The organism is Streptomyces sp. NPDC107546 (assembly GCF_055639175.1).
The window spans coordinates 1-25,428 of the sequence record NZ_JBVKBA010000009.1; the positions used below are offsets into that span (position 1 = coordinate 1).

Annotated in this window: 20 protein-coding genes and 2 pseudogenes; 8 read left to right on the top strand and 14 right to left on the bottom strand. The window is 70.5% G+C overall.

Annotation, left to right across the window (positions count from 1 at the left end; translation table 11 throughout):
* A pseudogene (locus ACZ7L1_RS15135) lies at nt 1–873 on the bottom strand (hypothetical protein); the annotation flags it as partial.
* Nucleotides 874–1,111: 238 nt separating this feature from the next.
* Here ACZ7L1_RS15135 and ACZ7L1_RS15140 point away from each other — a divergent pair.
* A pseudogene (locus tag ACZ7L1_RS15140) lies at nt 1,112–1,321 on the top strand (aldo/keto reductase); the annotation flags it as partial.
* A gap of 6 nt (nt 1,322–1,327) precedes the next feature.
* On the opposite strand, the gene ACZ7L1_RS15145 reads toward ACZ7L1_RS15140, so the two are convergent.
* On the bottom strand, nt 1,328–2,398 hold the full coding sequence (locus tag ACZ7L1_RS15145) for an ADP-ribosylglycohydrolase family protein (protein WP_471437423.1): 1,071 nt from the start codon (nt 2,396–2,398) through the stop codon (nt 1,328–1,330).
* Nucleotides 2,399–2,567: 169 nt separating this feature from the next.
* Between ACZ7L1_RS15145 and ACZ7L1_RS15150 the strand changes: the two genes are divergently transcribed.
* Nucleotides 2,568–3,713, top strand: a complete 1,146-nt coding sequence (locus tag ACZ7L1_RS15150) for a glycerate kinase (protein WP_471437425.1) — start codon at nt 2,568–2,570, stop codon at nt 3,711–3,713.
* A gap of 105 nt (nt 3,714–3,818) precedes the next feature.
* Here the strand turns inward: ACZ7L1_RS15150 and pssA are convergent, their stop codons facing one another.
* The 7 genes from pssA to ccrA form a co-directional block, all read right to left on the bottom strand.
* Complete coding sequence (pssA, locus tag ACZ7L1_RS15155; RefSeq protein WP_471437771.1) at nt 3,819–4,640, bottom strand: CDP-diacylglycerol--serine O-phosphatidyltransferase; 822 nt, start codon at nt 4,638–4,640, stop codon at nt 3,819–3,821.
* Between the two features lie 22 nt (nt 4,641–4,662).
* The gene (locus tag ACZ7L1_RS15160) at nt 4,663–5,310 is read right to left on the bottom strand and encodes a phosphatidylserine decarboxylase (RefSeq protein WP_471437427.1); all 648 of its coding nucleotides are present in this window, start codon (nt 5,308–5,310) and stop codon (nt 4,663–4,665) included.
* Between the two features lie 171 nt (nt 5,311–5,481).
* Nucleotides 5,482–6,687, bottom strand: a complete 1,206-nt coding sequence (locus ACZ7L1_RS15165; RefSeq protein WP_471437429.1) for an acyl-CoA dehydrogenase family protein — start codon at nt 6,685–6,687, stop codon at nt 5,482–5,484.
* Between the two features lie 3 nt (nt 6,688–6,690).
* Nucleotides 6,691–7,218: a MaoC family dehydratase gene (locus ACZ7L1_RS15170; protein WP_384604545.1), complete on the bottom strand. Its 528-nt coding sequence runs from the start codon at nt 7,216–7,218 to the stop codon at nt 6,691–6,693.
* A gap of 4 nt (nt 7,219–7,222) precedes the next feature.
* Complete coding sequence (locus tag ACZ7L1_RS15175) at nt 7,223–8,242, bottom strand: HpcH/HpaI aldolase/citrate lyase family protein (RefSeq protein ID WP_471437432.1); 1,020 nt, start codon at nt 8,240–8,242, stop codon at nt 7,223–7,225.
* A complete protein-coding gene (locus ACZ7L1_RS15180) occupies nt 8,239–10,287 on the bottom strand; it encodes a protein meaA (protein WP_471437434.1) in 2,049 nt (682 codons plus the stop codon). Before ACZ7L1_RS15180 ends, ACZ7L1_RS15175 begins: the two co-directional genes overlap by 4 nt.
* Before the next feature lie 18 nt (nt 10,288–10,305).
* Nucleotides 10,306–11,643 (bottom strand): crotonyl-CoA carboxylase/reductase, encoded by a 1,338-nt coding sequence (gene ccrA / locus ACZ7L1_RS15185; RefSeq protein ID WP_471437436.1) that lies wholly within the window; start codon nt 11,641–11,643, stop codon nt 10,306–10,308.
* A 308-nt stretch (nt 11,644–11,951) separates the two neighbouring features.
* On the opposite strand from ccrA, the gene ACZ7L1_RS15190 reads away from it, so the two are divergent.
* Entirely contained in the window at nt 11,952–12,272 is a 321-nt protein-coding gene (locus ACZ7L1_RS15190) for an FAD-dependent oxidoreductase (RefSeq protein WP_471437438.1), read from the top strand.
* On the opposite strand, the gene ACZ7L1_RS15195 is transcribed toward ACZ7L1_RS15190, so the two are convergent.
* Both ACZ7L1_RS15195 and ACZ7L1_RS15200 read right to left on the bottom strand, forming a co-directional pair.
* On the bottom strand, nt 12,256–13,068 hold the full coding sequence (locus ACZ7L1_RS15195) for a TetR family transcriptional regulator (RefSeq protein WP_471437440.1): 813 nt from the start codon (nt 13,066–13,068) through the stop codon (nt 12,256–12,258). The two genes, ACZ7L1_RS15190 and ACZ7L1_RS15195, sit on opposite strands and share 17 nt — an antisense overlap.
* 136 nt (nt 13,069–13,204) lie before the next feature.
* Nucleotides 13,205–15,010 (bottom strand): 3-hydroxyacyl-CoA dehydrogenase family protein, encoded by a 1,806-nt coding sequence (locus ACZ7L1_RS15200; RefSeq protein ID WP_471437442.1) that lies wholly within the window; start codon nt 15,008–15,010, stop codon nt 13,205–13,207.
* 367 nt (nt 15,011–15,377) lie between these two features.
* Here ACZ7L1_RS15200 and ACZ7L1_RS15205 point away from each other — a divergent pair, with 367 nt between their 5' ends.
* Nucleotides 15,378–15,953 (top strand): adenylosuccinate lyase, encoded by a 576-nt coding sequence (locus ACZ7L1_RS15205; protein WP_471437444.1) that lies wholly within the window; start codon nt 15,378–15,380, stop codon nt 15,951–15,953.
* A gap of 29 nt (nt 15,954–15,982) precedes the next feature.
* On the opposite strand, the gene ACZ7L1_RS15210 is transcribed toward ACZ7L1_RS15205, so the two are convergent.
* Both ACZ7L1_RS15210 and ACZ7L1_RS15215 read right to left on the bottom strand, forming a co-directional pair.
* Entirely contained in the window at nt 15,983–16,381 is a 399-nt protein-coding gene (locus ACZ7L1_RS15210; RefSeq protein WP_471437446.1) for a RidA family protein, read from the bottom strand.
* A 70-nt stretch (nt 16,382–16,451) separates the two neighbouring features.
* Nucleotides 16,452–18,041, bottom strand: coding sequence for an alpha/beta hydrolase (locus ACZ7L1_RS15215; protein ID WP_471437448.1), 1,590 nt, complete (start codon nt 18,039–18,041; stop codon nt 16,452–16,454).
* A 347-nt stretch (nt 18,042–18,388) separates the two neighbouring features.
* Between ACZ7L1_RS15215 and ACZ7L1_RS15220 the strand changes: the two genes are divergently transcribed.
* Entirely contained in the window at nt 18,389–19,918 is a 1,530-nt protein-coding gene (locus ACZ7L1_RS15220) for a hypothetical protein (RefSeq protein ID WP_471437450.1), read from the top strand.
* 111 nt (nt 19,919–20,029) lie between these two features.
* Here ACZ7L1_RS15220 and ACZ7L1_RS15225 read toward each other — a convergent pair whose 3' ends face one another.
* Nucleotides 20,030–21,076, bottom strand: coding sequence for an Rv2578c family radical SAM protein (locus tag ACZ7L1_RS15225; RefSeq protein WP_471437452.1), 1,047 nt, complete (start codon nt 21,074–21,076; stop codon nt 20,030–20,032).
* 197 nt (nt 21,077–21,273) lie between these two features.
* Between ACZ7L1_RS15225 and ACZ7L1_RS15230 the strand changes: the two genes are divergently transcribed.
* The 3 genes from ACZ7L1_RS15230 (at nt 21,274) to ACZ7L1_RS15240 (ending at nt 25,391) form a co-directional block, all read left to right on the top strand.
* Entirely contained in the window at nt 21,274–22,200 is a 927-nt protein-coding gene (locus ACZ7L1_RS15230) for an alpha/beta hydrolase (RefSeq protein ID WP_471437454.1), read from the top strand.
* A gap of 44 nt (nt 22,201–22,244) precedes the next feature.
* The gene (locus ACZ7L1_RS15235; protein ID WP_471437456.1) at nt 22,245–22,688 is read left to right on the top strand and encodes an SRPBCC family protein; all 444 of its coding nucleotides are present in this window, start codon (nt 22,245–22,247) and stop codon (nt 22,686–22,688) included.
* Nucleotides 22,689–22,985: 297 nt separating this feature from the next.
* The gene (locus ACZ7L1_RS15240) at nt 22,986–25,391 is read left to right on the top strand and encodes an MFS transporter (protein ID WP_471437458.1); all 2,406 of its coding nucleotides are present in this window, start codon (nt 22,986–22,988) and stop codon (nt 25,389–25,391) included.
* Nucleotides 25,392–25,428 lie beyond the last annotated feature (37 nt).

Here is a 25,428-nt window from a genome sequence, read left to right on the forward strand (position 1 = left end):
GCCCGGCGCGAAGGGGCCGCCCCCGATCGTCTGGTGGTCCACTCCGGAGTTGATGCCCGAGCCGCCCGTCGGCGTCCACGTCTCGCCGTCGTCGTCGGTGTAGCAGGTCAGGGCGGTCTTCCCGGCGAGCTGCGACTCGAAGGTGCGATGCGTGGCCGGGTCGGTGAACAGGATCGGGTCGAGGCTGGTGATGCTGCCCTGGGGGCAGCCGCCCGTCGTGTTCGCGCTCTTGTCCTGCCAGGTTGCGGTGCCCGCGCTGTCGTAGGTGACCTTGAGCGTCGAGGTGTAGGCCTGGAACAGCGCGGCGCCGGTCGCGCGGTCGACGCCGATCGAGGGCTCCCCGGCGTTGTGCGCGTCCTTGATGCCGTCGGGTGCCGAGGAGTTCGCGTACGTCGGCGGGGTCGCCGTGCTCGGCGCCGGATCGGCCGGGGCGGCGACCAGGCTCGCGGTACCGGTGAAACTGTCGCCGAGTGGCGCGTACGGCACCACGCGCACGGTGTACGACGCCGTCACCGCCGGGAGCAGCACGGTCTCGGGGTCGCTGCTGGACGCAGAGGCGGCGACCTCGCGACCGTTCGCGTCGAGGACGTACAGGTCGAAGTCGGCGGCCGAGTCGGGCCACTTGATGTCGATGCGCAGGCTGTGACCGGTGTCGTAGCCGGTGGGCGCCGTCACCTTCAGCGCGTAGTCGTCGCACAGCTGCGGGTCGCCGCAGCTGACGGTGCCCGTGGTGCCCGAGACGTTCGGGACGGCGAACGGTCCGCCGCTCCATGTGGTGGTAGGAGCGGTGTCGGTGACCGATCCGGAGGGCGGAGTGGCGGCGTCGGCCGACACCCCGGGCAGAGCGCCGGCCAGGAGAGCCGTCAACCCCACGGCGACAGGCCACCGCGACCGCGAAGGGCGGTGACTACGGAGCACGAAGAAGAGAACCACAAGCACCTCATGGGTTCGCGAGTCGGACGAAGGGCGGTGGTGCGGGGCGGTACGGGTGGTGCCTTCGTCTGCTCTACGGGGAGGCGGGGGCCGTCCGTCGCGCGGAAGTCGAACGTTTTTCGGACGGGCTCCGGGTCGCTCAGGCGGCCTCGCCGCCAACCGGGCCGCGCAGCTTCTCATCGAGCGCGTTGAGGACGGTGAGGTCGACAACTGGTGCAGGCGACGGCGGAGTCACGACCGCCGCGGCGCCGCCGTCGCGCTGTTGCGCCGCGCGGTCGAGCTGGGCGTCGATCATGTGGACACCGCCGAGTTCTATGGCTTCGGGTTCGCCAACGACGTGATCCGCGAGGCACTGCGCCCCGAGGACGACGTCCTGGTCGCCACGAAGGACTGATCAGGCGCCCTCGGCCTCCGCGAGCCGCACGGTCCGTTCCGCCAGCTCGCTGATGCGGACACCGTCGAAGCCGAAGACGGCGCTGCGAACCGTGTCCTGAAGGGGGTCCTTCCACCGGGCGGGAATCGCTTCCGCGCCGGTGAGGACGCCCGCGACCGAGCCCGCGGTCGCGCCGTTGGAGTCGGTGTCCAGGCCGCCGCGTACGGTCAGCGCGATCGTACGGGTGAAGTCACCGTCGCCGTACAACAGCCCGGCCGTGAGGACCCCCGCGTTCGGAACGGTGTGGATCCAGCCGAGTCCGGCGGTCTCCTCCGAGACCGCGTCCAGTGTCTCCTCCCAGCTCAGCCGGGTCTCGTGGAGCGAGATCACCCGGCGTACGGTGCGGGCGAGGCGGCTGCTCGCGGGGATCACCGTCAGCGCGGTGTCGAGCGCGTGCCGGACGGTGGGCGCGGTGAACGCCGCCGAGATCAGCGCGGCCGCCCACATCGCCCCGTACACCCCGTTCCCGGTGTGGGACAGGACCGCGTCCCGGCGGGCCAGCGAGGCGGCGCGGCGCGGGGCGCCCGGGCAGGTCCAGCCGTAGACGTCGGCGCGGATCAGGGCGCCGATCCACTCCTGGTAGGGGTTGTCGTAGGTGGCCGTCAGCGGTGGCCTGAGGCCTTGGGTGAGATTGCGGTACGTGGCCCGCTCGGCCGTGAACGTCTGCAGATACGGCAGCCTGAGCAGCCACAGGTCGCCGACCTGCTCGGTGCTGAAGCCGAAGCCGTGCGTCTCCAGCAGGTCCAGGCCCAGGACGGCGTAGTCCACGTCGTCGTCGCGGCAGCTGCCGTGGATGCGGCCGCGTACGCACTGACGCCACTCGGGGCGCAGGTCGAGGGCGTCGCTCTCGGTGGCGGGCTCGGGCAGGTAGTCGGTGAGCGGCAGCGCCGAGGCCTGCCGCAGATAGCGGTCGATGCGCTCCCGCGTCCACACATCGCCCCGCTCGACGGGCTTGCCGAGCATGTTGCCGGCGATCCGGCCCAGCCAGCCGCCGAGGACGCGGTCCGCGAGATCGGTGCCCACAGGGGTCATGGCTGAAGGTCTACCCGATTCCGGGGGCGCTCGCGCGGATTCCGGGGGCCGGACGGGGCATGACGGGGCAGGTGCGCTGCGGTTAGGGTCACAGCGGCGCGACTGCCCTGGCGTGTTCGACGTGCGCGGGGCTCGAGGAGCGAGGGGATTGCAGGTGGCGGACGCTGCAGTGGACGACACGCGAACGGCACAGCGGGTGCTCGTCGCCGCGGACAAGTTCAAGGGGTCGCTGACGGCCGTCCAGGTCGCGGAGCGGGTGACCGCGGGGCTGCGCAAAGTCGTGCCGGACCTCGAGGTGGAGGCGCTGCCCGTGGCCGACGGGGGCGACGGGACGGTGGCCGCGGCGGTCGCGGCCGGCTTCGAACGACGTGAGGTGCGGGTCGCGGGGCCGCTCGGACACGAGGTGACGGCGGCGTTCGCGCTGCGCGGCGACACGGCGGTCGTGGAGATGGCGGAGGCGAGCGGGCTGCAGCGGCTGCCCGCCGGGGTCTTCGCGCCGCTGACGGCGTCGACGTACGGGTCCGGTGAGCTGCTGCGGGCCGCGCTGGACGCGGGGGCGCGGACCATCGTGTTCGGGGTCGGCGGGAGCGCGACGACGGACGGGGGTGCGGGGATGCTGACCGCGCTCGGGGCGCGGTTCCTGGACGCGGAGGGGGAGCCGGTGACGCCCGGGGGCGGGGGTCTGGCGGAGCTGGTCCGTGCCGACCCGTCGGGCCTGGATCCGCGGCTGGCCTCGGTCGACCTGATCCTCGCGAGCGATGTGGACAACCCGCTGACGGGGCCGAAGGGCGCCCCGACCGTGTACGGCCCGCAGAAGGGGGCTTCGCCGGACGACGTGGAGACGTTGGACGCGGCGCTCGCGCACTGCGCGAAGGTGCTGGAGGAGGCGATCGGCACCCGGGCCGCGGAGTACGCGGTGGCGCCGGGGGCCGGGGCCGCGGGCGGCATCGGGTACGGGGCCCTGCTCCTCGGGGCGAGGTTCCGGCCCGGTATCGAGGTCATGCTGGACGTCCTGGGCTTCGCGCCGGCGCTGGCGCGGGCCTCGCTGGTGATCACGGGCGAGGGTTCGCTGGACGAGCAGACGCTGCACGGGAAGGCCCCGGCGGGGGTCGCGGCGGCTGCGCGGGCTGCGGGCAAGGAGGTCGTGGCGGTCTGCGGCCGCCTGGCCCTGTCGCCAGAGGCGCTGGAGAGGGCGGGCATCGGGCGGGCCTACGCGCTGACGGAGGTGGAGCCGGACGTGGCGCGGTGCATCGCGGAGGCGGGGCCCGTCCTGGAGCGGGTGGCGGAACGGATCGCGCGGGACCACCTGGGCTGAGGCAAGAACTTTCCGCCCCCAGGTGCGCCCCGGGCACCAAGGCGGAGGGCCCCGAACCCAACCCGGGTTCGGGGCCCTCCGCCAAGCGCAGCGCAGCGTCGCGTGCTACGGCAACTGAGCCGCCCGCGCCTCCCGGCGGTTGTCGCGGAAGTTGTTCACCCGGCGTGCCGTGGCGAACAGCGGGATCACCGCGCCCATGACCAGCTGGAGCGCGCAGCCCGTCTGCAGCAGCAGCTGACCGCTCGGCGCGTCGAAGGCCCACGCCGCCAGCAGACCCATCGACAGGACGATCCACGACAGCATCGCCACCGCGAGCCGGCCCCGCGGCTTCGGGTACTCCACCCGGCTCACCATCAGCCACGCCGTACCCAGGATCGCCAGCAGCGTGGCGAAGAACGGCAGCTCCAGCAGGACGATCGAGACGACCGTCAGCGCGCCGAACGGCGACGGCATCCCCTGGAACATGCCGTCCTTCATCGTCACGCACGAGAAGCGCGCAAGGCGAAGCACCACCGCCAGCAGCACCACGATCGCGCCGACCGCCGCCACCCTCTGGTGCGCGTCGTCCGCCACCATGCCGTAGACCAGCACGAAGTACGCCGGCGCCAGGCCGAAGCTGATCAGGTCCGAGAGGTTGTCCAGCTCGGCGCCCATCGGCGACGACCGCAGCTTCCTCGCCACCAAGCCGTCGAACAGGTCGAAGACCGCCGCGCACAGCATCAGGATGACCGCCGTGGCCGCGCTGTGCCGAGCCATGCCCGCCGACTCGTCGTTGCCCGTCAGGTGCGGGATGAGAATCCCGGTGGTGGTGAAGTACACCGCCATGAAGCCGCACGTGGCGTTGCCGAGGGTGAGCGTGTCCGCTATTGAGAGGCGGAGCGAGAGGGGCATCTCCTCCTCGTCGTCCACCCCGTCGGCCTCCGGCACCCAGCCGGACTGGGTCTCGGGATCAATCACGGTCAAGGCGCGTCACCCCAGCCACGGTCTTCTGGCCGACCTCCACCGCGATCTCGACACCCTCGGGGAGGTAGATGTCGACACGCGAGCCGAAGCGGATCAGGCCGATGCGGTCGCCCTGCTCCACCTTCGTGCCCCGCGGGATGTACGGGACGATGCGGCGCGCGACCGCGCCGGCGATCTGGACCATCTCGATGTCGCCGAGCTCGGTGTCGAAGTGCCAGACGACACGCTCGTTGTTCTCGCTCTCCTTGTTGAAAGCGGGAACGAAGCCGCCCGGGATGTGCTCGACCGACGTGACCGTGCCGGCCAGCGGCGCACGGTTGACGTGGACGTTCAGCGGGCTCATGAAGATCGCGACGCGGGTGCGGCCGTCCTTCCACGGCATGATGCTCTGCACCACACCGTCGGCGGGCGAGATGACCCGGCCCTGGGTGATCTCGCGCTCCGGGTCGCGGAAGAACCACAGCATGCCCGCCGCGAGTGCGGTGGCGGGCACGGCCACGGCCTTCGCGGCGCCGGAGCGGCGCGCGCGAGCCAGGCTGAGGGCTGCGGTGGCAACGGTCGGGAGAAGCCACGGCGATGCTCCGCGCGCGAGGCGGACCCGGCCGCGTGGTGCAGAGGTTTGGCTGTGGGGCATGGATGACCTTCGTAGCGGGTGATGCCGCGCTTCAAGGGGGGACGGCGGCTTTCCGGCCGATCGTACCGGTCACGGACCACAACTGGGCAAGCCAGAAGGCCGAGTCGGCGGCCGAAGAGTGTTGACGGGGTGTGATCTTCTTCGCGAAGAAAACACCCCGTATCGGCATATCTAACCCTGGAGTCGATACTCTTCGAGCAGGCGGCGACCGATGATCATTTTCTGGATTTCGGCGGTACCTTCACCGATCAGCAGCATCGGGGCCTCACGGTAGAGGCGCTCGATCTCGTACTCCTTGGAGAAGCCGTAGCCGCCGTGGATCCGGAAGGCGTCCTCCACGACCTCTTTGCAGTACTCGGAGGCGAGGTACTTCGCCATCCCTGCCTCGAGGTCGTTTCGTTCTCCGGAGTCCTTTTTGCGTGCTGCGTTCACCATCATGGCATGCGCCGCCTCGACCTTGGTGGCCATTTCCGCCAGTTTGAACTGGATGGCCTGGTGCTGGGCGATCGGCTTGCCGAAGGTGTGTCGCTGCTGCGCGTACGACACGCCGAGCTCGAAGGCACGCTGAGCGACCCCGCAACCACGCGCCGCGACGTTCACCCGGCCGACCTCGACGCCGTCCATCATCTGGTAGAAGCCCCGGCCGGTGACCCCGCCGAGCACCCGATTGGCCGGAACGCGCAGGCCGTCCATGATGAGCTCGGTCGTGTCGACCCCCTTGTAGCCCATCTTGTCGATCTTCCCGGGGATGGTGAGGCCGGGGCGGACCTCGCCGAAGCCGGGCTCCTTCTCCACCAGGAAGGTCGTCATCGACTTGTGGGGCGCGGTGCCCTCGGGGTGTCCTTCGTCACTCTTGACGAGTACGGCGACGAGCGAGGACGTGCCGCCGTTCGTCAGCCACATCTTCTGGCCGGTCAGGACGTACTCGTCGCCGTCCTTGACCGCCTTCGACGTGATCGCCGACACATCGGAGCCGAGTCCCGGCTCCGACATCGAGAAGGCGCCCCGGATCTCGCCGAGCGCCATCTTCGGCAGGAAGTAGTCCTTCTGCTCCTGCGTGCCGTGCTGCTTGAGCATGTACGCCACGATGAAGTGCGTGTTGATGATGCCGGAGACCGACATCCAGCCGCGGGCGATCTCCTCCACGCACAGCGCGTAGGTCAGCAGCGACTCGCCCAGGCCCCCGTACTCCTCGGGGATCATCAGACCGAACAGGCCGAGCTCCTTGAGCCCGTCGACGATCTGCTGCGGGTACTCGTCGCGGTGCTCCAGCTCGGTCGCGACCGGGATGATCTCTTTGTCGACAAAGTCCCGGACGGTGGAGATGATCTCCTGCTGGATGTCCGTCAGACCTGCGGTCTGGGCGAGTCGGGCCATGGCCTACTTCTCCTGCTCACGCTTTGAAATGTCCAGTAGTTCCGGGCGGCCCGGCTGCTCGCCGCCGCGCTCCTTGATGTACGTCTCGGTGGGCACCATCACCTTGCGGCGGAACACGCACACGAGCGTGCCGTCCTGCTTGTAGCCCTTGGTCTCGACGTGGACGATGCCGCGGTCGTTCTTCGACTTCGAGGGCCACTTGTCGAGCACGGTCGTCTCGCCGTAGATCGTGTCGCCGTGGAAGGTCGGCGCCACGTGCTTGAGCGACTCGATCTCCAGGTTGGCGATCGCCTTGCCGGAGATGTCCGGGACGGACATGCCGAGCAGCAGCGAGTAGATGTAGTTGCCCACGACGACGTTCCTGCCGAAGTCCGTCGTCTTCTCCGCATAGTTCGTGTCCATGTGGAGCGGGTGATGGTTCATGGTGAGGAGACAGAACAGGTGGTCGTCGTACTCGGTGACCGTCTTGCCCGGCCAGTGCTTGTACGTCGCCCCGACCTCGAACTCCTCGTAGGTCCGTCCGAACTGCATGCGCTCACGCCTCCGGGATCTCGAACTTGCTGGTGCGCTGCATGCCGGCGGCGCGGCCCTTGCCCGCGACGACCAGTGCCATCTTGCGGCTGGCCTCGTCGATCATCTCGTCGCCGAGCATCGCGGAGCCCTTCTTGCCGCCCGCCTCCGACGTGTAGTACTCGTACGCGTCCAGGATCAGCTCGGCGTGGTCGTAGTCCTCCTGGGACGGCGAGAACACCTCGTTGGCGGCGTCGACCTGACCCGGGTGGAGCACCCACTTGCCGTCGAAGCCGAGCGCGGCGGCGCGGCCGGCCACCTCGCGGAAGCCGTCGACGTTGCGGATCTGGAGGTAGGGGCCGTCGATCGCCTGGAGGTTGTTGGCGCGGGCGGCCATCAGGATCTTCATCAGGATGTAGTGGTAGGCGTCCGCCGGGTAGCCGGGCGGCTGCTCGCCCACGACCAGCGACTTCATGTTGATCGACGCCATGAAGTCGGCCGGGCCGAAGATGATTGTCTCGATACGCGGGGACGCCTGCGCGATCGCGTTGACGTTGTTGAGGCCCTGGGCGTTCTCGATCTGCGCCTCGATGCCGATGCGGCCGACCTCGAAGCCCATGGTCTTCTCGATCTGGGTGAGCAGCAGGTCCAGGGCGACGACCTGCTCGGCGTTCTGCACCTTCGGCAGCATGATGCAGTCGAGGTTGGGGCCCGCGCCCTCGACCACCGTCACGACGTCCCGGTACGTCCACTCCGTCGTCCAGTCGTTGACCCGGACCACCCTGGTCTTGCCCGTCCAGTCGCCCTCGTTGAGGAACTTGACGATGGTGTGCCGCGCCTCCGGCTTGGCGAGCGGCGCGCACGCGTCCTCCAGGTCCAGGAAGACCTGGTCGGCGGGGAGGCCCTGCGCCTTCTCCAGGAAGCGGGGGTTCGAGCCCGGTACGGCCAGGCAGGAGCGCCGCGGGCGGAGGCGGTTGACATCAGGAAGGGGCGCGGCGGAGCCGCTCGTTGCAAGGGTGGTGGTGGGCGACGGGCGGGCGGTCATGCGGGGACCTCCAGGGGGTCGAGCTTGTTCGCTTTGCGGATCTCGTCGACGATACGGCCGATGATCCCGGTGATGTCGAAGTCCTTCGGGGTGAAGACCGCGGCCACTCCAGCGGCCCTGAGCTGCTCGGCGTCGCCGTTCGGGATGATCCCGCCGGCGATCACCGGGATGTCGGCCGCGCCGGCCTCGCGCAGCCGCTCCAGCACGTCCGGCACCAGTTGGGCGTGCGAACCGGAGAGGATGGACAGCCCGACCGCGTGCACGTCCTCGGCGAGGGCCGCGTCCACGATCTGCTCGGGGGTGAGCCGGATGCCCTGGTAGACCACCTCGAACCCGGCGTCACGGGCCCGCACCGCGATCTGCTCGGCGCCGTTGGAGTGCCCGTCCAGGCCCGGCTTGCCCACCAGGAAGCGGAGCTTGCCGACGCCCAGGTCGCGGGCGGTGGCGTCCACCCTGCGGCGGACCTCCGCCAGCTTGGTGCCGTCCTCGGCGGCCACCGCGACGGGCGCGGACGACACGCCGGTGGGGGCGCGGAACTCGCCGAACACCTCGCGCAGGGCCCCGGCCCACTCGCCGGTCGTGACCCCGGCGCGGGCGCACTCCAGGGTGGCCTCCATGAGGTTCTCGGTGCCCTTCGCGGCCTCCTTCAGACGCTCCAGCGCCTTGCAGGGGCGCGGGTGGTTGAACGGCGGCTGGTAGCGGGTGTCGCGCCAGCGCTGGAGGGACTCGATGACACGGGCCTCCACCGCCGGGTCGACCGTCTGGATCGCGGTGTCCAGGTCGGCGGTCAGCGGGTTCGGCTCGGTGCCCTCGAATATGTTGACGCCGACGATCTTCTCCTGACCCGATTCGATACGGGCCCGGCGTGCCGCGTGCGAGGCGACCAGCTGCGACTTGAGGTAGCCGGACTCGACGGCGGCCATCGCGCCGCCCATCTCCTGGATGTGGTCGATCTCGGCGAGCGCCGCCTCGACCAGCTCGTCCACCTTGCTCTCGATCACCTTCGAGCCTTCGAAGATGTCGTCGTACTCCAGCAGGTCGCTCTCGTACGCCAGCACCTGCTGGATGCGCAGCGACCACTGCTGGTCCCAGGGGCGGGGCAGGCCCAGCGCCTCGTTCCAGGCCGGAAGCTGTACGGCACGCGCGCGTGCGTCCTTGGACAGGGTGACGGCCAGCATCTCCAGGACGATCCGCTGGACGTTGTTCTCCGGCTGTGCCTCGGTCAGACCGAGCGAGTTGACCTGGACGCCGTAGCGGAAGCGGCGGTGCTTGGGGTCCTCGATGCCGTACCGCTCGCGCGTGATCCTGTCCCAGATGCGGCCGAACGCCCGCATCTTGCACATCTCCTCGACGAAGCGGACACCCGCGTTCACGAAGAAGGAGATACGGCCGACGACATCGCCCATGCGCTCCTGCGGCACCTGGCCGCTGTCGCGGACGGCGTCCAGCACGGCGATCGCGGTGGACATCGCGTACGCGATCTCCTGCACCGGCGTGGCGCCCGCCTCCTGCAGGTGGTAGCTGCAGATGTTGATCGGGTTCCACTTCGGGATGTGGGAGACCGTGTACGCGATCATGTCCGTCGTCAGGCGGAGGGACGGGCCCGGCGGGAAGACGTGCGTCCCGCGGGACAGGTACTCCTTGACGATGTCGTTCTGGGTCGTCCCCTGGAGCTTGGTGATGTCCGCGCCCTGCTCCTCCGCGACGACCTGGTAGAGCGCCAGCAGCCACATGGCCGTGGCGTTGATGGTCATCGAGGTGTTCATCTGCTCCAGGGGGATGTCCTGGAACAGCCGGCGCATGTCACCGAGGTGCGAGACGGGGACCCCGACCCGGCCGACCTCGCCGCGGGCGAGGATGTGGTCGGGGTCGTAGCCGGTCTGCGTCGGCAGGTCGAACGCCACCGACAGACCCGTCTGCCCCTTGGCGAGGTTGCGCCGGTACAGCTCGTTGGACGCCTCGGCCGTGGAGTGACCGGCGTACGTGCGCATGAGCCACGGCCGGTCCTTCTCTCGCCTGCCTTCGGCGGGCTGACGCTCAGTCATCTATGACCTCCGCTCGCCTCAGACGTTCCGGAAGCGGTTGATGGCGTCGATGTGCTTGGCGCGCATCTCGTGGTCGCGCACGCCCAGGCCCTCCTCGGGCGCCAGGCACAGCACGCCGACCTTGCCCTGGTGCACGTTGCGGTGGACGTCGTGGGCGGCCTGACCGGTCTCCTCCAGGGAGTAGACCTTCGACAGCGTCGGGTGGATCTTGCCCTTGGCGATGAGCCGGTTGGCCTCGTACGCCTCACGGTAGTTCGCGAAGTGCGAGCCGACGATCCGCTTCAGTGACATCCACAGGTAGCGGTTGTCGTACTGGTGCATGTAGCCGGAGGTGGAGGCGCAGGTGACGATCGTGCCGCCCTTGCGGGTGACGTACACCGAGGCGCCGAAGGTCTCGCGGCCGGGGTGCTCGAAGACGATGTCGACGTCCTCGCCGCCGGTCAGCTCACGGATGCGCTTGCCGAAGCGCTTCCACTCCTTGGGGTCCTGGTTGTTCTCGTCCTTCCAGAACCGGTAGTCCTCGGCGTTGCGGTCGATGATCAGCTCGGCGCCCATCTTGCGGCAGATCTCCGCCTTCTGCGGCGAGGAGACGACACAGATCGGGGTGGCGCCGCCCGCGAGGGCGAACTGCGTGGCGTACGAGCCGAGGCCGCCGCTCGCGCCCCAGATCAGGACGTTGTCGCCCTGCTTCATCTGGGCGCCGTTGCGGGAGACGAGCTGCCGGTACGCGGTGGAGTTGACCAGGCCGGGGGCCGCGGCCTCCTCCCAGCTCAGGTGGTCCGGCTTCGGCATCAGCTGGTTGGACTTGACAAGTGCGATCTCTGCCAGGCCGCCGAAGTTGGTCTCGAAGCCCCAGATGCGCTGCTCGGGGTCGAGCATGGTGTCGTCGTGACCGTCGGGCGACTCCAGCTCGACGCTGAGGCAGTGCGCGACGACCTCGTCACCGGGCTTCCAGGCGTTCACGCCGGGGCCGGTGCGCAGGACGACGCCCGCGAGGTCGGAGCCGATGATGTGGTACGGCAGGTCGTGCCGCTTGGTCAGCGGCGAGAGCTTGCCGTAGCGCTCGAGGAAGCCGAACGTCGACAGGGGCTCGAAGATCGAGGTCCACACCGAGTTGTAGTTGACCGAGGAGGCCATGACGGCCACCAGGGCCTCGCCCGGGCCGAGCTCGGGCAGCGGGACCTCGTCCACGTGCAGTGACTTGCGGGGGTCCTTGTCGCGGGTGGGCATGCCCGCGAACATCTCCGTCTCGTCCTTGTGCACGGTGACCGCGCGGTAGGACTCGGGGAGGGGGAGGGCGGCGAAGTCGGCGGACGTGGCGGTCCCCGACTGAATGGCGTCCAGGATGTCCTTCACGGTGGTGCCTCCGGCGAATGGCGTCTTGAGGGGAGACGCTGAGGGTTACGTCGGTAGTGCTGCTGGTGAGAGGGGTGCCGTCGGTTCGGCGAAGGTGGTGCTGGGCAGCGCTTTGTGGCGCGGAAGTTGCCTGTGACGCAGGCGTCCGGGCGCGCTCGCCGAAGGGCTTGCGGGGACAGCCGACGTACGAAAGGTCTCTGCACGCCGGCCGCCCGGACACCATCACCGTATGGCACCCCGTGTCACCCCGCAAGGCACTGGGTGCCAGAAAGTCCACTCAGATGAAATCTTTACGTAACAAATGAGCGATGATCGATCATAGCTACTGCCGAGTAGGCCGCGGATCGGCCGGGGGCCGGCTGGGACCGCCGGGAGCAGGAGTGAATGGGCTCGCGCCCGATGACCCGGACGGGCTACCGCTGGTCGGCCCGGTGGCCGGCTTTCCGCGGGTGGTGCTCGCCACCGGGCACAACGTGCTGGGACTGATGCCGGGCCCGGCGACGGGGCGCCTGGTGGCGCAGGTGGAGACCGGGGGAGCGGAGCCGGAACCGGCGGCGCGCCTCGCTCCGAGCCGTCCCCTGCGCCGCGGCCGGCCCACGGACCGAGCCGGGGTTACGAACGCTCCTTGAGCGCCTGCTCGATGGTGCGCATGACCTCGTCCAGGGGTGCGTCCGTCCTGGCCACCGTGACCAGCACCTCCCCGTGCGTGGTCGCGGTGGCCTTCGCTGTCCGCGGCGCGGTGCCCCGCCCGGCCCCGATCCCCGTGCCGAACGTCTTGCGGACGATCGCGAAGGCGTGGTCCAGCTGCGCCTCCACGTCTCCCTGGCCGCCCGCCCGCAGCCAGCGCCGCAGTACGTGGTTGTGCGCGGTGACGACCGCGGAGGCGGCGACCTCGGCGAGCAGCGGGTCGTCGTTCGCGTCGTCGTCGTGCGCGTGCTCGTCGAAGTGGCCGAGGAGGTAGCGGGTGAAGAGGCGCTCGTAGCGGGCGACCGAGGCGATCTCCGCCTCGCGCAGCGTCGGCACCTCGCGGGTGAGCTTGTAGCGCTGCACGGAGATCTCCGGCCGGGCCGCGTACATCTTCATGACTTCCTTGATGCCGCGGCACACCGTGTCGAGCGGATGCTCGTGCGCGGGTGCGGCGTTGAGCACCGCCTCCGCCCGGATCAGAGTGTCGTCGTGGTCCGGGAAGATCGCCTCTTCCTTGGAGCGGAAGTGGCGGAAGAAGGTGCGGCGGGCGACCCCCGCGGCTGCCGCGATCTCGTCGACGGTGGTCGCTTCGTACCCTTTGGTGGCGAACAGCTCCATCGCCGCGGCCGCCAGTTCCCGGCGCATCTTCAGCCGCTGGGCGGCGGCGCGAGAGCCTGCGGCGCTCTCCGGCGCGTCGGGCGTAGCTGGTGTACGTGAGGACTTGGCGGGCTGGGGCATGACCCGAACGTACTGCATCTGTGCAGGATGGTGCGCATGTCCCGGGTTCCCCCCGCCCCGCGCGGGCGGGGGGTGACCGGCCGGGTCGAGCAGTCCGCCCCAGTCGGCGCCGCCGTGGAGCCGGTCGCCGCGCCGGTCAGCGCTTGGCATATTCGCGGAAGCCGCGGCCGGTCTTGCGGCCGAGGCAGCCCGCGGCCACCAGGTGTTCCAGAAGCGGCGCGGGGGCCAGGCCGGGGTCGCGGAACTCCCGGTGCAGCACCTTCTCGATGGCGAGCGAGACGTCGAGTCCGACCACGTCGAGCAGTTCGAACGGACCCATCGGGTAGCCGCCGCCCAGCTTCATCGCCGCATCGATGTCGTCCAGGGACGCATAGTGCTCCTGCACCATCTTCACGGCGTTGTTCAGATACGGGAACAGCAGCGCGTTGACGATGAATCCGGCGCGGTCGCCGCAGTCGACGGGGTGCTTTCTGATCGAGCCGCACAGTGCGCGCACCGTCGCGTGCACGTCGTCCGCCGTCAGCACCGTGCGGACCACCTCGACCAGCTTCATGGCCGGCGCCGGGTTGAAGAAGTGCATGCCGATCACGTCCTGCGGGCGCGAGGTGGCGCGGGCACAGGCGACGACGGGCAGCGAGGAGGTGGTGGTGGCGAGGATCGCGCCGGGCTTGCAGACCTTGTCGAACGTGGCGAACAGCTGCCGCTTGACCTCCAGGTCCTCGGCGACGGCCTCCAGGGCCAGGTCGACGTCCGCGAAGTCGTCGTAGGAGCCCGCCGGCCGGATCCGGTCCAGCGTCTGCGCGGCCGCCTCCGTGGTCATCCGGCCCTTGTCGACCGAGCGGGCCAGCGACTTGCCGATGCGGGCCTTGGCGGCCTGGGCCTTCTCCTCGGTGCGGGCCGCGAGCACGACCTCGTACCCGGCCTTGGCGAAGACCTCGGCGATCCCGGACGCCATCGTGCCCGAGCCCGCGACACCGACCGAGCGGACCGTGCGACCCGGGACGAGGGCGTCGCCCTCCAGCGGGGTCAGCGCGTCGCGAACGACGACCGGGCTGCCTGGCGCCTCGTAGGTGTAGAAGCCGCGCCCCGCCTTGCGGCCGGTCAGGCCCGCCTCACTGAGCTGCTTGAGGATCGGCGCGGGAGCGTGCAGACGGTCGTGGGAGGCGGCGTACATGGCCTCCAGGACCGTGCGGGCCGTGTCGATGCCGATCAGGTCGAGCAGGGCGAGCGGCCCCATGGGCAGACCGCAGCCCAGTTTCATCGCGGCGTCGATGTCCTCGCGCGAGGCGTACCTCGACTCGTACATCGCGGCGGCCTGGTTCAGGTAGCCGAACAGCAGTCCGTCGGCGACGAAACCGGGCCGGTCGCCCACCGCGACGGGCTCCTTGCCGAGATCGAGGGCGAGGTTGGTGACCGCGGTGACGACCGCGGGCGCGGTCAGCACGGACGAGACGATCTCCACCAGCCGCATCGCCGGGGCCGGGTTGAAGAAGTGCAGCCCGATAACGCGCTCGGGGCGGGCCGAGTCGGCGGCGAGCCGGGTCACCGAGAGGGCGTTGGTGCCGGTGGCGAGGATGGTGTCCGGGCGCACGATGTCGTCGAGGGCGCGGAAGACCTGCTGCTTGATCTCGTACGACTCCGGGACCACCTCGATCACCAGGTCGGCGTCGGCGGCGGCCCGCAGGTCGGTGAAGGTGCGGAAGCGGGCTAGGGCGTCCTCGCGTTCCCGCTCGGTCATGCGGCCGCGGCTGACGGCGCGGGCGGTGGCGGTCTCCAGGGTGGCGACGGCCTTCGAGGCGGCGGCCTCGCTGATGTCGATGCCGACGACCTCGCGGCCGGCCCGGGTGAGCACCTCGGCGATGCCGGTGCCCATGGTGCCGAGGCCGACGACGGCAACGGTCTTGAGCGGGGACAGGGGGGTGTCGGAGAAGGGAGTGGCCATCGCGGGACTCCAGGAAATGAGGGTGACGACTGAGGGAGCGCGCCTGGGTGCGCCGAGGGCGCACCACAGGGCGATTGAGTGCGGGTGCTTGCCGGGCTGACGAGCGCACACGCCCGGAGCCGTGTCACGGACGTGCACACGCCCGGAACGGCGATACCGACCGGCCCTGTCCCGGAGCCGAGTCGTACTGCGGTACACGATGTACCGAACCGACCAGCACTCACGACGGCTGCGTCACCGGGCCGCCGCGAGTCTCGCGAGTGGGTAACTCGCTCGTCTGAGCTTAACCCGTGGGTAACGAGCGCGCCAGCCCTCGGGTTTGTGATCTGGGTCCCGCCGCACCGGCCGCGCGCCTAGGCTCGGGAGCATGGACGAAGCGTTGCGATCACTCACGGAGCGTGTGCGGGCCGAGAGCGGCGGGTCCCCGGTCCATGAGCGGCTGGCAGCCACCGGTGATCTTGAGGAGCTCGCCGCCGTGCTGACCGAGCCGGGGCAGCCGCTGTGGGCCCGGGAACTGGCCGCGTTCCGGCTCGGCGTCGCGGGCGACCGGCGGTCCTTCGAGACGCTCGTCCTGCTGCTCAACCACCGCGACCCGCAGCGCTGTGCGTCGGCCGCCCACGCCCTGGCCCGGCTCGGCGACCCGCGCACCGCCCGTGCGGCGGCCGCCCTCGCCACCAACGAGCTCCGCGTCGCCTACGCCCTCCACCCCGTACGCCTGCTCGTCGAACTGCGCGCCCCCGAGGCCGTGCCCGCGCTGATCACCACGTTGCAGCGCCGGCTCCACCCGCACGATCCCTACCGCAAGGTGGCGCTCGCCTGCGTGGAAGGGCTGGGCGCGCTCGGCGACCCCCGTGCCAGGCCCGTCCTGAACGAGGCCCTCGCCCACCCGGCCCTGGCTCAGGCGGCGGTCCACGCACTGGCCCGCATCCCCGGCGAGCGGTGACCACCGCCGTGGGATCACCGAGCCATGGATCAACCCGGCACGATCGCGTACGCCTCGATCTCCATCAGGAACTCCGGGCGCACCAGGGCCGCCACCTGCACCGCTGACGACGCGGGCAATCGGTCGTCGGGTATGTGCGCGGCTCGGGCCTCGCGGATCGCGGGCATGTATGCCATGTCTGTGACGAAATACGTGAGTTTGGCGACGTCGTCGAAGGTGGCTCCGGCGGCCGCCAGGCAGCGGCGCAGGTTCTCGAACACCTGTCGGGCCTGGGCCGCCGGATCACCCTCGCCGACCGGCGCGCCGTCCTCGTCCAGGGCGAGTTGGCCGGAGATCGCGACGAAGCGGCCGGTGCCCATGACGACGTGGGAGTAAGGGGCGGCGGGGGCGACCCCGTCGGGGGCGGGAATCCTGGTCAGCTCGCTCATGGGTCTCATGGTGGACCACGGGTCTGACAGTGACCTTCCACGCCCCCGACGGGCGCCGTCGCCCGGCCGCTCAGCCGTGGAAGCCCAGCAGCCCGTGCAGTGTCGAACCGTGCCCCGCACCGGACGCCTCCGGGGACGAGGGCTTGCCGGTCAGCGGTTTGGGGTCGGGGAGCCTCTGGCACACCGCGTCGATGTCGCCGACGCCGCGCGGCACCGTACCGTCGGCGAGGTAAGCCGCCAGATGTCTGTCCAGGCAGGCGTTCCCGCTCAGGGTGACGCCGTGGTTGCCGCCGCCCTGTTCGACCACCAGGCGGGAGCCGCGCAGCAGGTGATGCATCGTCAGCCCGCCCTGGTACGGCGTCGCGGCGTCGTCGGTCGCCTGGAACAGCAGCACCGGCGGCAGCGCGTCGTTGGACACGTCCACCGGCCGCAGCGATTCCGTCGGCCAGAACACGCACGGCGCGTTGTACCAGGCGTTGCTCCAGGTCATGAACGGCGCCTTGGCGTGCACCGCCCATGTGTCCGCGCGCCACCGCGCCCAGTCGCGCGGCCAGGAGGTGTCACGGCACTGCACCGCGGCATAGACGGAGTAGTTGTTTTCCCCCAGGGCGTCGACCGCGCCGTAGCGTTTGTACGCCTCGACCAGCGGACGGGGGTCCTTGTCGTTCACATAGGCCGCGAACGCCTCGGCGAGGCGCGGCCAGTAGCCGTCGTAGTAGCCGCCCGGCATGAAGGTGTCCTCCAACTCCGAGGCGCCCACCTTCTCCTCGGCCGGATTCATGGCCAGCGCCGCCCGCATCCCCTTCCACCTGACCTCGACGGCGGCCGGATCGGTGCCGAGCTCGTACACCGCATCGTGTCGCGCCACCCACGCCAGGAACGCCCGGTGACGGTCATTGAAGGCGTAGTCCTGCCGGATGTTGTTCTCGTACCACACCCCCTCGGGGTCGACAATGGAGTCGAGCACCAGACGGCGCACCCGCTGGGGGAAGAGCTTCGCGTAGACGGCGCCCAGGTAGGTTCCGTACGAATAGCCGAAGTAGCTGATTTTCTCGGCTCCCAGAGCCTGCCGGATCGCGTCCAGGTCGCGCGCGGTGCTCACCGTGTCGATGTACGGCAGCACGTCCGCGTACTTGGTGGCGCACGCCCGGGCGAAGGAGGCGACGCGGGCCAGGTTCGCCTTCTCCCGGGAAGGGGTGAGGGGAATCGTGTTCGGGCGGACCGGGGTGAAGTAGCCGGGTGCGCAGTTCAGGGCGGGCTTGCTCTTTCCCACGCCCCGCGGGTCGAAGCCGATGACGTCGTACTGCGCCGCCACCGCCTTGGGCAGCGAGGAGGCGACGTATCCGGCGAGGGCCAGACCGCTGCCTCCGGGCCCGCCGGGGTTGACCAGAAGCGGTCCCTGATACGTCTTCGCGGTGTGCGGAACGCGGGACAGGGCCAGCGTGATCTGCTGTCCGCGCGGGTCGGCGTGGTCCAGCGGCACCGTGACGGTCGCGCACTGGAGCGTCGGATACTTGGTGGTGCCGCACTTCTTCCAGGTGAGGTGCACCGCCGGTGCGATGTCCGTGGTGCGCGGTGTGCTCGCGCCGGCCGGGACCGCGGTGAGCATCCCGGCCACCACCAGGGCGGCGCCGCACAGCACGGCTGCGCGGTGTGTCATGTCGGACCTCCCAGGACGGAGGGGTTCGGACCGCGAGTGCCGGGTCCTTGCCGCATCGTCCCGGAATGACCGTCCCGAAGAGCGCTGTTCAGGTAGTGGTTGACCCGATTGGGCCGCGCAAGCCGCTCGTATGCGCGTCGATCAGCAGAGCGAGAGCCGCTTCGGACCGGTCGCCGTGGGGTCCGCCGCCACGGGCTCGGGCCGACCGGCGGCTCGCCCCGCCGCCAAGCGCTCCGCTGCCCGAGCTGTGACGGTTCCGCCCGCCAACAGGGCGCCCGTCGCCGCCGGTAAGGACAGTGGCGGCTCAGCGCGCCTCGCCTATGCTCTATGCGTTTTGCATCTTTGGCATGCTCCAGACGACCATGCCCCGGTTCGCTTCATGGAAGGTGCGCGTGGCGCTCATACGCAGATTCGGACAACTGGCCATGGTCGCGGCCGCTGCCGCCCTGTTCGCCGGGCTGACGGGACAGCCGGCGACGGCGGCGGACACACCCACGGTGACGCAGCTGACGCTCAGCGGCGACCAGTTCAAGATGACGGACACCAGTTATGTCGCCGCGACGAACAACCTCTACAACAACTACCTGACGGACCACGCCGGCCTGACGGACGTCATCACCACGAACTACACCACGAACTCGTCGGGCGCCACCGACTCCTGGCTGAACCTGCGCTCGATGCGCACCTGCTCGGGCAACGAGACCAAGGCGCTGCCACCGGTGACCACCAAGGTCGCCTGGTGCTGGTCGTCGGCGCACGGCGACGACACCACCCAGCACTGGTACCCGCAGGGTCTGAGCACCACCGGCACGGCCGACGGCAGCGACGGCGCGGTGCAGGGAGACCACGTCGCCGCGGTCTCCTGGCACTACGAGACGCTGTCCGGGGAGACCTCCAGCGGCTGCAAGACGGACAACCTGCTGAAGCTCAGCTTCATCGACCGCGACACCGGCAAGTACCGCCACGTGCTGCTCGCCGAGCCGACCAGCACCTCGTCGAGCGCGTCGAACTTCAAGTTCGTCACGGGCCACGGCGGTGGCATCGTCTGGTACGCCAACTACATCTACGTCACGGACACCGCGCACGGCATCCGGGTGTTCGACATCAACAAGCTCGCCAAGGTCGACGACTACGGCTCCGGCGTCGACACCTACGGCATCAGCGGCGGCCGCTCCAGCGCCTGCGGCTACCCGTACGTGCTGCCCGAGGTGCACTACTACCAGCAGTCGGGCACACCCACCGCGTGCGACTTCGACGCGAACGCCGGCAGCCTCGACCCCGACCACCTCTGCTACTCCTGGCTCTCCCTCGACAAGACCGGCGGCAGCCCGTACAAGCTGGTCACCGGCGAGTGGTACGGCGGGGTCGACGGCGGTCGCGTGGTGCGCTACCAGCTCAACCCGGCGAGCTCCCCGACCTACCCCGGGCTCCTCAACATGTCCGGCGGCAAGACCGTCATCCAGGACGCCTACGCCGCCTCCCGCTACCGGGGACTGCAGGGCGGCATGACCTGGACCGACGACCAGGGCGTGTTGAACTTCGCCTTCCACAAGGGCTGCGGCACCCAGCCCGGCGTGTACTCCCACACGTGGATCGGCGACACCAGAGCCGGGACGACCTGCGCGGCCGGCGGCAACTGGGCGGCCGGGCCGCCGCAGGCCCTGAGCTACTGGCCGAAGCTCGATGCGACCCAGGTCGACGAGCTGTGGGGGCTGACCGAGGGCATCTGCTTCAGCCCGAGCGACCCGCGGTACGACGAGCACACGCCGACGAGCACGCTGGACGCCTGCTCCGGCTACAACGGCTCGACGACCTCGTCCCTGCGCACCGTCTTCGCCGTCGGCTTCACCGACCCGGCGGTACAGGGCCTGCACTGACCCGACGCACGTCGGACGGGGCCCGGTCCCGGCGCCACGCGGCGCCGGACCCGGGCCCCGAAAAGCTCGCCGGACCGGTATGGAATCAAGAGGCGCTCGTATGCGCGCCGATCACAGGAGCGAGAGCTGCGTCGGTCCGCTCACCGTGGGCTGCGCCGCGACCGGTTCGGGCTCGGGCCGGAGGATCCTGCGCGGCATCCCGGGGCGCGTCGGGCCGATGCCGTACTCCTGGGCCAGTTCGTGCACCTGGCCGGTGATCCGGCGCTGGTACCACTTCGGGGCGTAGGCGCCGTCCGCGTACAGCCGTTCGTAACGGCGTACGAGGTACGGATGCCGGCGCTCCAGCCAGGCCATGAACCATTCGCGCGCGCCCGGGCGCAGATGCAGCACCAGCGGGGTCACCGAGGTCGCCCCGGAGGCGGCGATCGCCCGCACGGTGGCGCGGAGTTGGGCCGGGTGATCGCTCAGGAAGGGGATCACGGGGGCCATCAGGACACCGCAGCCGATGCCGTGCTCGCCGAGCGTGCGCACGACGTCCAGCCGGCGCTCCGGGGCCGGGGTTCCCGGTTCGACGGTGCGCCACAGCTCCTGGTCGGTGAAGCCGACGGAGACGGAGATGCCGACGTCGGTGACCTCGGCGGCCTGTTTCAGCAGGTCGAGGTCGCGCAGGATCAGGGTGCCCTTGGTGAGGATCGAGAAGGGGTTCGCGTGGTCGCGCAGCGCCGCGATGATGCCCGGCATCAGCCGGTAGCGGCCCTCGGCCCGCTGGTAGCAGTCGACGTTGGTGCCCATCGCGATGTGCTCGCCGTGCCAGCGGGGGGAGCCGAGGTGGGCGCGCAGCAGTTCGGGTGCGTTGACCTTCACCACGATCTGGGTGTCGAAGCCGAGCCCCGTGTCGAGGTCGAGGTAGGTGTGCGTCTTGCGGGCGAAGCAGTACACGCACGCGTGCGTGCAGCCCCGGTAGGGGTTGACCGTCCACTCGAAAGGCATGCGTGAGGCGCCCGGCACCCGGTTCACGATCGAACGGGCCCGGACCTCGTGGAAGGTGATGCCGCGGAACTCCGGGGTGTCGAAGGTGCGGGTGGTCACCGCGTCCGCGTCGAACAGCGCGGCGCCCCGGGCCGCGGCGGGGTTCTCGGCCAGATGATCCCAGCGCATGGGCGCCTCCTCGGTAGCACTGCGCCACAGAATAGAACACACGTTCCCTTGATCGCGAGGCAGATTCGGTCGGGAGTTCGAATCGAGGGGAGGTCGATCCCGACCTGCGGCTTTCCGGTGCAGGCTGTCGCGCGTCGGCGCGTGGGACGTCGGCGCGCCCCTCACCCCCGTGGCTCTGTCTGCGTCATAACAGAGAGATGCAGCAGTCGAGATTGCCGGGAAGCCTCTCCGCGGGCGTACGCCACCTCACCCTGGAAGTCGCGGGTGTCACCCTGTCCTGCCTGCTCGCCGAGGTGCCGGACGGCGAGCCGCGCGCCACCGTGGTCGCCCTGCACGGCGGCGGCATGACGGCGGGCTACTTCGACGGGCAGGCCCACCCCGACCTGTCCCTCCTCACCCTCGGCGCGCGCCTGGGCTTCACGGTGCTCGCGGTGGACCGGCCCGGCTACGGGCTGTCCGCCGGCCGGCTGCCCGAGGGGCAGACCCTCGCCGAGCAGGCCGAGGTGCTTCAGGCTGCCCTGGAGACGTTCGCGGCGCGGTATGCCACCGGAGCGGGCTTCTTCCTGCTGGCGCACTCCTACGGCGGCAAACTCGCCCTCGTGACGGCCGCGCGCGCCGACGGGCTGCTCGCGCTGGACGTCTCCGGCTGCGGGCACCGCTACGGGGTCGAGCCCGCCGAGCTGCTGGAGATCGGGCGCGGCGCGCACCGGGGGCGCAACTGGGGTCCGCTGTGGCTGTATCCGCCGGGGACGTTCCGCTCGATCGGCTCGCTCATCGCTCCCATGCCGGCTCGCGAGACCGCCGAAGTCGCCCACTGGCCTGCGCTGTTCGAGGACCTGGCGCCGCGCGTCCGGATCCCCGTGAGGCTGACCTTCGCCGAGCACGAGGCGTGGTGGCTGCACGGGGAACGGGACCTCGCCGACCTCACCGCGTGCCTCGCCGCGGCGCCGGTGGTGCGCGTCGAACGCCAGCCTGCGGCGGGCCACAACATCAGCCTGGGCTGGGCGGCGCGCGCGTACCACCTGCGCGCGCTCGCGTTCTTCGAGGAGCGCCTGTCGGTGTCCGCAGAGGATGAGCGGCAGTTGACGGCACGGGTGCGGTCGGGAGCCACGCCCCGGGTGTGATGGGATGGCGCACACCCCATCACACGTACAGGAAGAGGAAGGTCATGGCGCAGGTCGAGGCCACTACGGAGCGGACCATCGCGGCGGACGCGGAGACGGTGTTCGACGCGCTCGCCGACTACAGCGGCACCCGCGCGCGGCTGCTGCCCGAGCAGTTCAGCGAGTACGAGGTGCGCGAGGGCGGCGACGGCGAGGGCACCCTCGTGCACTGGAAGCTCCAGGCCACCAGCAAGCGCGTCCGTGACTGCCTCTTGGAGGTCGGCGAGCCGACCGACGGCGAACTCGTCGAGAAGGACCGCAACTCCTCGATGGTCACCACCTGGCGGGTCACCCCGGCCGGCGAGGGCAGGTCCCGGGTCGTCGTGACCACCACCTGGAAGGGCGCCGGCGGCATCGGCGGCTTCTTCGAGCGGACCTTCGCGCCCAAGGGTCTCGCCCGGATCTACGACGCGATCCTCGCGAAGCTCGCCGCCGACGTGGAGAAGTGACGGGGCGTACGGCATCGGGCGCGAGCGGCGGGAGTCGTTCGCGCCGCCATGACTCCCTGTGCGCTCCGGGGGCTCGGGACCGGTGTTCCGCTCCCCGGAGCGCGCGCCGTCAGTCGACGGGCTGATTCTCGCGCTCACCGTTTCGAGTGGTTTTCCGCGGGGCGCAGTGGTGCGCTGTAGCGCTCCGACCGGCGCATACCTTCCGCGGCCCGTCTCAGGGGCGACTCGTCGCGCTTGATCCCTGTTGTCGCGCAATGCGAGAAATGTGCGGCGCAGACGCGACGAGGGGAGCGGTACGTGGGCGGGACGACTGCGGTGGACGTGGACGACGAGCGGGCCGTGCTGTCCGTGGTCCCGGACACGCACCGGGAGCCGGCCGGCGTCGAGCCGCCCGAACCGCCCGTGGCGCTCGGCGCCCGCCGGATCCGGCTGGTGTTCGTCGGGCTCATGCTCGCGCTGCTGCTCGCCGCCCTCGACCAGATGATCGTGGCCACCGCGCTCCCCAAGGTCGTCGGCGAGCTGCACGGCCTGGACCGGATGTCCTGGGCGATCACCGCCTACCTGCTGACCTCGACCGTCGGTCTTCCGGTCTACGGCAAGTGCGGTGACCTCTTCGGCCGCAAGGGCGTCTTCCAGTTCGCGATCGGCGTCTTCGTCGTCGGCTCCGCGCTCGCCGGCCGGGCGTCGACCATGGACCAGCTGATCGCCTTCCGCGCGCTCCAGGGCATCGGCGCCGGCGGCCTCATGATCGGTGTGCAGGCGATCATCGCGGACATCGTCCCACCCCGCGAACGCGGCCGCTACATGGGCATCATCGGCGCCGCCTTCGGTCTCGCCTCCGTCGCCGGCCCCCTGCTGGGCGGCTACTTCACGGACCACCTCTCCTGGCGCTGGTGCTTCTACGTCAACGTGCCCTTCGGCCTGGTCACCTTCGCCGTCGTCACGGCCGTGCTGAAGCTGCCGAAGCCCCCCGTCAAGGCCCGCCTCGACGTCCTCGGCACCCTCCTGCTGGCCGCGACGTCGACCTGCCTGGTGCTGCTGACGAGTTGGGGCGGCACCGAGTACGCCTGGGACTCGCAGGTCATCCTGGGGCTCGGCGCGGGCGCGGCCCTCGGATGCGTCCTCTTCCTGGTGGTCGAGCGGTTCGCCGTCGAACCCCTCATCCCGCTGCGGCTGCTGAGGGACCCGGTCTTCAACGTCACCGCACTGGTAGGTCTCGTCATCGGCGTCGCCCTGTTCGGCGCCGCCAGCTATCTGCCCACCTTCCTGCAGATGGTCGACGGGGCGAGCGCCACCGAGTCCGGGCTGCTGATGCTGCCGATGATGGCCGGAATCGTCGGCGCCTCGATCATCAGCGGACAGCTCATCAGCCACACCGGCCGCTACAAGGCCTTCCCGCTCCTCGGCAGCGTCCTCGCCGCGATCGGCATGTGGCTGCTGTCCCGGCTCGACGTGGACACGCCCCGGCTGGAGTACAGCGTCTGGATGGCCGTCCTCGGCGCGGGTATCGGCTTGGTGATGCCGGTGCTGATCCTCGCCGTGCAGAACTCCGTCCGCCCGGCCGACCTCGGCAGCGCGACCAGCGCCAACAACTACTTCCGGCAGATCGGCGGCAGCGTCGGCGCCGCCGTCTTCGGGACCCTGTTCGCCCACCGGCTCTCGGACGCCCTGCGCGAACGCCTCCCGGCGAGCGCGGGCGCCCCTCTGCCCGACCCCGAGTCCATCACGCCGCAACTCGTCCACGCACTGCCGCCGACGCTGCGGAACGCGTACATCGAGGCGTACGCCGAGGCCATGCCGCGGATCTTCCTCTACCTCGTCCCGGTCATCGTCCTCGGCCTGCTCATCGCCTTCTTCCTCAAGGAGAAACCACTGGTGTCCCACAACGCCCCAGCCGACTGCCCGACCGCCGCCCAGGTTCCGCAGGCGCGCGCGCCGTACGCCGCCGGCGTGCCCGTCTGCGGCACGGTCCAGCACCCCGACGGCACCGTCGTCCCCCGCGCGGCGCTCACCCTCATCGACGTCGCGGGCGTGCAGATCGGGCGGGGCGCGAGCGGTGAGGACGGGCGGTACGCGCTGTCCACGCCCGGCCCCGGGTCCTACGTCCTCATCGCCGCGGCCGGCGGCCATCAGCCGCAGGCCGTCTCGGTGACCGTCGGGGAGCGCCCGGTCGAACTGGACGTCGTGCTCGGGGGCGCGGGCCGGCTGGCGGGCAGCGTGGTCACGGCCGACGGCACCCCGGTGCGCGACGCGGCCGTCACGCTCACCAACGTGCACGGAGAGGTGGTCGCGACCACCCGCAGCGGACGCGAGGGAAGCTACGTCATCACCGAGCTGGTGGCCGGTGAGTACACCCTCGCCGCGAGCGCCCCCGCATTCCGCCCGGCCGCGCTCCCGGTCACCGTGCAGGCCTCGCGCGAGACCCGGCAGGACGTCGAACTGGCGGGCGGCGCGGTGCTGCGGGGCACGGTCCGAGCGGGGGACGGACGGCCGGTCGAGGACGCGCGGGTCACGCTGCTGGACGCAGCGGGCAACGTCGTCGACACGCTGACCACCGGGGCCGACGGGACGTACCGCTTCGTTGACCTGTCGTCAGGGGAGTACACGGTGATCGCGGCGGGATACCCGCCGGTGGCCACGGTGCTGCAAGTCGCCGGGGGCGGGCGGACTGAGCGGGACCTGCAGTTGGGGCACGAGGACTGAAGGACTCCCCGGGTCACGCGGGCAGTGGCGGCCTTTC

Excerpts from the sequence above, each read along its gene's own strand:
- ACZ7L1_RS15235 (WP_471437456.1), top strand. The coding sequence starts at position 22,245 with ATGGCGCAGGTCGAGGCCACTACGGAGCGGACCATCGCGGCGGACGCG.
- ACZ7L1_RS15190 (WP_471437438.1), top strand. The coding sequence starts at position 11,952 with ATGATCGATCATAGCTACTGCCGAGTAGGCCGCGGATCGGCCGGGGGC.
- ACZ7L1_RS15205 (WP_471437444.1), top strand. The coding sequence starts at position 15,378 with ATGGACGAAGCGTTGCGATCACTCACGGAGCGTGTGCGGGCCGAGAGC.
- ACZ7L1_RS15165 (WP_471437429.1), bottom strand. The coding sequence starts at position 6,687 with ATGGCCCGACTCGCCCAGACCGCAGGTCTGACGGACATCCAGCAGGAG.
- ACZ7L1_RS15200 (WP_471437442.1), bottom strand. The coding sequence starts at position 15,010 with ATGGCCACTCCCTTCTCCGACACCCCCCTGTCCCCGCTCAAGACCGTT.
- ACZ7L1_RS15210 (WP_471437446.1), bottom strand. The coding sequence starts at position 16,381 with ATGAGCGAGCTGACCAGGATTCCCGCCCCCGACGGGGTCGCCCCCGCC.
- ACZ7L1_RS15220 (WP_471437450.1), top strand. The coding sequence starts at position 18,389 with ATGCTCCAGACGACCATGCCCCGGTTCGCTTCATGGAAGGTGCGCGTG.
- ACZ7L1_RS15215 (WP_471437448.1), bottom strand. The coding sequence starts at position 18,041 with ATGACACACCGCGCAGCCGTGCTGTGCGGCGCCGCCCTGGTGGTGGCC.
- ACZ7L1_RS15175 (WP_471437432.1), bottom strand. The coding sequence starts at position 8,242 with ATGACCGCCCGCCCGTCGCCCACCACCACCCTTGCAACGAGCGGCTCC.
- ACZ7L1_RS15160 (WP_471437427.1), bottom strand. The coding sequence starts at position 5,310 with ATGCCCCACAGCCAAACCTCTGCACCACGCGGCCGGGTCCGCCTCGCG.
- ACZ7L1_RS15230 (WP_471437454.1), top strand. The coding sequence starts at position 21,274 with ATGCAGCAGTCGAGATTGCCGGGAAGCCTCTCCGCGGGCGTACGCCAC.
- ACZ7L1_RS15170 (WP_384604545.1), bottom strand. The coding sequence starts at position 7,218 with ATGCAGTTCGGACGGACCTACGAGGAGTTCGAGGTCGGGGCGACGTAC.
- ACZ7L1_RS15195 (WP_471437440.1), bottom strand. The coding sequence starts at position 13,068 with ATGCCCCAGCCCGCCAAGTCCTCACGTACACCAGCTACGCCCGACGCG.
- ACZ7L1_RS15225 (WP_471437452.1), bottom strand. The coding sequence starts at position 21,076 with ATGCGCTGGGATCATCTGGCCGAGAACCCCGCCGCGGCCCGGGGCGCC.
- ACZ7L1_RS15180 (WP_471437434.1), bottom strand. The coding sequence starts at position 10,287 with ATGACTGAGCGTCAGCCCGCCGAAGGCAGGCGAGAGAAGGACCGGCCG.
- ACZ7L1_RS15145 (WP_471437423.1), bottom strand. The coding sequence starts at position 2,398 with ATGACCCCTGTGGGCACCGATCTCGCGGACCGCGTCCTCGGCGGCTGG.